The following is a 5,610-nucleotide window of genomic DNA, read 5'->3' on the forward strand; positions in this document are numbered from 1 at the left end:
AAAAGCTGTGCATAATCGAGGGCTTCGCTGGACGGCTTCAGCGGCGGATGACGGAAGTTGTTCTGCTGGGGTTTGAGGGTGAAGAGGTTGAAAAAAGTTTGACGGTTCTTTAAAAATCGTGTTAGACTACAAGGCTTCGCTGATCGCAGCGAGCAAGACGAAGTAAACGATAAGTTGCTTCGGTGATCGTTAAAAAATTACAGCCGATAAGCGTGGGCGTTTGAAGGTAATTGCGTAAGTTCTTCGGAACAAGTCGCAAGACTTAAAACGCTCATGAGAATAGAAGTGAAGTTCACTTCAATTCCGTTTTTGTGAGTTTTGCTTGATCGCGAGATCAGGCGCAAATCAAGATCGAACTATAGAGTTTGATCCTGGCTCAGATTGAACGCTGGCGGCATGCCTTACACATGCAAGTCGAACGGCAGCGCGGGAGCAATCCTGGCGGCGAGTGGCGAACGGGTGAGTAATACATCGGAACGTGCCCAATCGTGGGGGATAACGCAGCGAAAGCTGTGCTAATACCGCATACGATCTACGGATGAAAGCAGGGGATCGCAAGACCTTGCGCGAATGGAGCGGCCGATGGCAGATTAGGTAGTTGGTGAGGTAAAGGCTCACCAAGCCTTCGATCTGTAGCTGGTCTGAGAGGACGACCAGCCACACTGGGACTGAGACACGGCCCAGACTCCTACGGGAGGCAGCAGTGGGGAATTTTGGACAATGGGCGCAAGCCTGATCCAGCCATGCCGCGTGCAGGATGAAGGCCTTCGGGTTGTAAACTGCTTTTGTACGGAACGAAACGGCCTTTTCTAATAAAGGGGGCTAATGACGGTACCGTAAGAATAAGCACCGGCTAACTACGTGCCAGCAGCCGCGGTAATACGTAGGGTGCAAGCGTTAATCGGAATTACTGGGCGTAAAGCGTGCGCAGGCGGTTATGTAAGACAGTTGTGAAATCCCCGGGCTCAACCTGGGAACTGCATCTGTGACTGCATAGCTAGAGTACGGTAGAGGGGGATGGAATTCCGCGTGTAGCAGTGAAATGCGTAGATATGCGGAGGAACACCGATGGCGAAGGCAATCCCCTGGACCTGTACTGACGCTCATGCACGAAAGCGTGGGGAGCAAACAGGATTAGATACCCTGGTAGTCCACGCCCTAAACGATGTCAACTGGTTGTTGGGAATTCACTTTCTCAGTAACGAAGCTAACGCGTGAAGTTGACCGCCTGGGGAGTACGGCCGCAAGGTTGAAACTCAAAGGAATTGACGGGGACCCGCACAAGCGGTGGATGATGTGGTTTAATTCGATGCAACGCGAAAAACCTTACCCACCTTTGACATGTACGGAATTCGCCAGAGATGGCTTAGTGCTCGAAAGAGAACCGTAACACAGGTGCTGCATGGCTGTCGTCAGCTCGTGTCGTGAGATGTTGGGTTAAGTCCCGCAACGAGCGCAACCCTTGTCATTAGTTGCTACATTTAGTTGGGCACTCTAATGAGACTGCCGGTGACAAACCGGAGGAAGGTGGGGATGACGTCAAGTCCTCATGGCCCTTATAGGTGGGGCTACACACGTCATACAATGGCTGGTACAAAGGGTTGCCAACCCGCGAGGGGGAGCTAATCCCATAAAACCAGTCGTAGTCCGGATCGCAGTCTGCAACTCGACTGCGTGAAGTCGGAATCGCTAGTAATCGTGGATCAGAATGTCACGGTGAATACGTTCCCGGGTCTTGTACACACCGCCCGTCACACCATGGGAGCGGGTTCTGCCAGAAGTAGTTAGCTTAACCGCAAGGAGGGCGATTACCACGGCAGGGTTCGTGACTGGGGTGAAGTCGTAACAAGGTAGCCGTATCGGAAGGTGCGGCTGGATCACCTCCTTTCTGGAAACAAGCAATTTAATTTAAACGCCCACACTTATCGGTTGTTGGAAGAAGTCGGTTGTCTTCGATTTCGAAGATGATTGGCGAATGGGTCTGTAGCTCAGCTGGTTAGAGCACCGTCTTGATAAGGCGGGGGTCGTTGGTTCGAGCCCAACTAGACCCACCAAATCTTCTGATATCTCGTGTGTGAGAGTTTGGGGGATTAGCTCAGCTGGGAGAGCACCTGCTTTGCAAGCAGGGGGTCGTCGGTTCGATCCCGTCATCCTCCACCACAACCAATAATCGGTTCCATCGGAACGTTTCAACACCAAAGCGGCTTCCTGCGAAAGCATGAGGCTTCTTTGTTGTTGATCAGGATCTCTTGATCAATCGGCTGTTCTTTAAAAATTCATAGAGTTGAATCAGCGTTGCTGACGGAAAGAGCTTCATGGCTCACCGTGCCGTCAGCAACTTGAATTTTTGATTGCGTCAATATGAACTTCAATTTCGAGTCAAATCGATTTATGAAGACGGCATAACGCGCCAGGTGAAAGACCTGGCAATTCCTTGATTGACTTTGGTTTCTGTGAAGAAACGTCAAAGTTATAGGGTCAAGTGAATAAGAGCACGTGGTGGATGCCTTGGCGATGATAGGCGACGAAGGACGTGATAGCCTGCGATAAGCTTCGGGGAGCTGGCAAATTAGCTTTGATCCGGAGATTTCCGAATGGGGAAACCCACCGAAAGGTATCGCATAGTGAATACATAGCTATGCGAGGCGAACCGGGTGAACTGAAACATCTCAGTAGCTCGAGGAAAAGACATCAACCGAGATTCCGAAAGTAGTGGCGAGCGAAATCGGAAGAGCCTGCTAGTGATAGCACAAGACTTATCAGAACGGCTTGGAAAGGCCGGCCATAGTGGGTGACAGCCCCGTACGTTAAAAGACTTGTGTGGTACTGAGCTAGCGAAAAGTAGGGCGGGACACGTGTAATCCTGTCTGAATATGGGGGGACCATCCTCCAAGGCTAAATACTCATCATCGACCGATAGTGAACTAGTACCGTGAGGGAAAGGCGAAAAGAACCCCGGGAGGGGAGTGAAATAGATCCTGAAACCGCGTGCTTACAAAAAGTAGGAGCCCGCAAGGGTGACTGCGTACCTTTTGTATAATGGGTCAGCGACTTACATTCAGTGGCAAGGTTAACCGAATAGGGAAGCCGTAGAGAAATCGAGTCCGAATAGGGCGATCAGTCGCTGGGTGTAGACCCGAAACCAAGTGATCTATCCATGGCCAGGATGAAGGTGCCGTAACAGGTACTGGAGGTCCGAACCGACTAGTGTTGCAAAACTAGCGGATGAGCTGTGGATAGGGGTGAAAGGCTAAACAAACTTGGAAATAGCTGGTTCTCTCCGAAAACTATTTAGGTAGTGCCTCAAGTATTACCTTCGGGGGTAGAGCACTGTTTTGGCTAGGGGGTCATGGCGACTTACCAAACCAAGGCAAACTCCGAATACCGAAGAGTACAGCTTGGGAGACAGAGCACCGGGTGCTAACGTCCGGACTCAAGAGGGAAACAACCCAGACCGCCAGCTAAGGTCCCTAAAATTGGCTAAGTGGGAAACGAAGTGGGAAGGCTAAAACAGTCAGGATGTTGGCTTAGAAGCAGCCATCATTTAAAGAAAGCGTAATAGCTCACTGATCGAGTCGTCCTGCGCGGAAGATGTAACGGGGCTAAGCCAGTTACCGAAGCTGCGGATTTGCAATTTATTGCAAGTGGTAGGAGAGCGTTCTGTAAGCCTGTGAAGGTGCGTTGTAAAGCGTGCTGGAGGTATCAGAAGTGCGAATGCTGACATGAGTAGCGTTAAAGGGGGTGAAAAGCCCCCTCGCCGTAAGCGCAAGGTTTTCTACGCAACGTTCATCGGCGTAGAGTGAGTCGGCCCCTAAGGCGAGGCAGAGATGCGTAGCTGATGGGAAACAGGTCAATATTCCTGTACCGATATACAGTGCGATGTGGGGACGGATCTTAATAGGTCATCCGGGTGTTGGATATCCCGGTTTAGTTGGATGTAGGCGTGCATTAGGCAAATCCGGTGCACATATACCGAGGCCAACGATCGAGCGAGCTTGCTCGCGAAGTGACTGAACGAGGTTCCAGGAAAAGCCACTAAGCTTCAGCTGTATACGACCGTACCGCAAACCGACACTGGTGCGCGAGATGAGTATTCTAAGGCGCTTGAGAGAACTCAGGAGAAGGAACTCGGCAAATTGACACCGTAACTTCGGAAGAAGGTGTGCCCTATTAGTGTGAAGTGAACAACGGAGCATGAATGGGTTGCAAAAAATCGGTGGCTGCGACTGTTTATTAAAAACACAGCACTCTGCAAACACGAAAGTGGACGTATAGGGTGTGACGCCTGCCCGGTGCTGGAAGATTAAATGATGGGGTGCAAGCTCTTGATTGAAGTCCCAGTAAACGGCGGCCGTAACTATAACGGTCCTAAGGTAGCGAAATTCCTTGTCGGGTAAGTTCCGACCTGCACGAATGGCGTAACGATGGCCACACTGTCTCCTCCTGAGACTCAGCGAAGTTGAAATGTTTGTGATGATGCAATCTCCCCGCGGAAAGACGGAAAGACCCCATGAACCTTTACTGTAGCTTTGTATTGGACTTTGAACAGATCTGTGTAGGATAGGTGGGAGGCTTTGAAGCAGGGTCGCTAGATCTTGTGGAGCCAACGTTGAAATACCACCCTGGTGTGTTTGAGGTTCTAACCTAGGTCCATTATCTGGATCGGGGACAGTGCATGGTAGGCAGTTTGACTGGGGCGGTCTCCTCCCAAAGCGTAACGGAGGAGTTCGAAGGTACGCTAGTTACGGTCGGACATCGTGACGATAGTGCAATGGCATAAGCGTGCTTAACTGCGAGACTGACAAGTCGAGCAGATGCGAAAGCAGGACATAGTGATCCGGTGGTTCTGTATGGAAGGGCCATCGCTCAACGGATAAAAGGTACTCTGGGGATAACAGGCTGATACCGCCCAAGAGTTCATATCGACGGCGGTGTTTGGCACCTCGATGTCGGCTCATCTCATCCTGGGGCTGTAGCCGGTCCCAAGGGTATGGCTGTTCGCCATTTAAAGAGGTACGTGAGCTGGGTTTAAAACGTCGTGAGACAGTTTGGTCCCTATCTTCCGTGGGCGCTGCAGATTTGAGGAAGCCTGCTCCTAGTACGAGAGGACCGGAGTGGACACACCTCTGGTGTATCGGTTGTCACGCCAGTGGCATTGCCGAGTAGCTAAGTGTGGAAGAGATAACCGCTGAAAGCATCTAAGCGGGAAACTCGTTTCAAGATGAGATCTGCCGGGGCCTCGAGCCCCCTGAAGAGTCGTTCAAGACCAGGACGTTGATAGGTCAGGTGTGGAAGCGCAGTAATGCGTTAAGCTAACTGATACTAATTGCTCGTGCGGCTTGACCCTATAACTTTGATCAGAAGATCAAGGTGTTATGCCAAGTTGACGCATTCAAAATACATTCAAATAACGCCTGAGCGCGTGCTGATTCAAAACTCTATGAATTCGTTTGGTTGATCATGTGATCAACCAGGCAACCCTTTATGCCTGATGACCATAGCGAGTTGGTCCCACTCCTTCCCATCCCGAACAGGACAGTGAAACGACTCAGCGCCGATGATAGTGCGGGTTCCCGTGTGAAAGTAGGTCATCGTCAGGCTCTTACAGCC

2 tRNA genes and 3 rRNA genes are annotated in these 5,610 nt (G+C 50.9%); all 5 read left to right on the plus strand.

The window, feature by feature from the left end:
- Positions 1–353: 353 nt before the first annotated feature.
- The 5 genes from AC27VN_RS31130 (at position 354) to rrf (ending at position 5,600) form a co-directional block, all read left to right on the plus strand.
- Positions 354–1,888 (plus strand): 16S ribosomal RNA (locus AC27VN_RS31130).
- An 89-nt stretch (positions 1,889–1,977) separates the two neighbouring features.
- A tRNA-Ile gene (locus tag AC27VN_RS31135) sits at positions 1,978–2,054 on the plus strand.
- Positions 2,055–2,084: 30 nt separating this feature from the next.
- Positions 2,085–2,160, plus strand: a tRNA-Ala gene (locus AC27VN_RS31140).
- Positions 2,161–2,476: 316 nt separating this feature from the next.
- Positions 2,477–5,347: ribosomal RNA gene (locus AC27VN_RS31145) — 23S ribosomal RNA — on the plus strand.
- A 140-nt stretch (positions 5,348–5,487) separates the two neighbouring features.
- Positions 5,488–5,600, plus strand: a 5S ribosomal RNA gene (rrf, locus tag AC27VN_RS31150).
- Together the 16S, 23S and 5S rRNA genes with 2 tRNA genes alongside form the textbook arrangement of a ribosomal RNA operon.
- Positions 5,601–5,610: the final 10 nt, after the last annotated feature.

The organism is Variovorax sp. 20P10.2.4 (assembly GCF_058244205.1).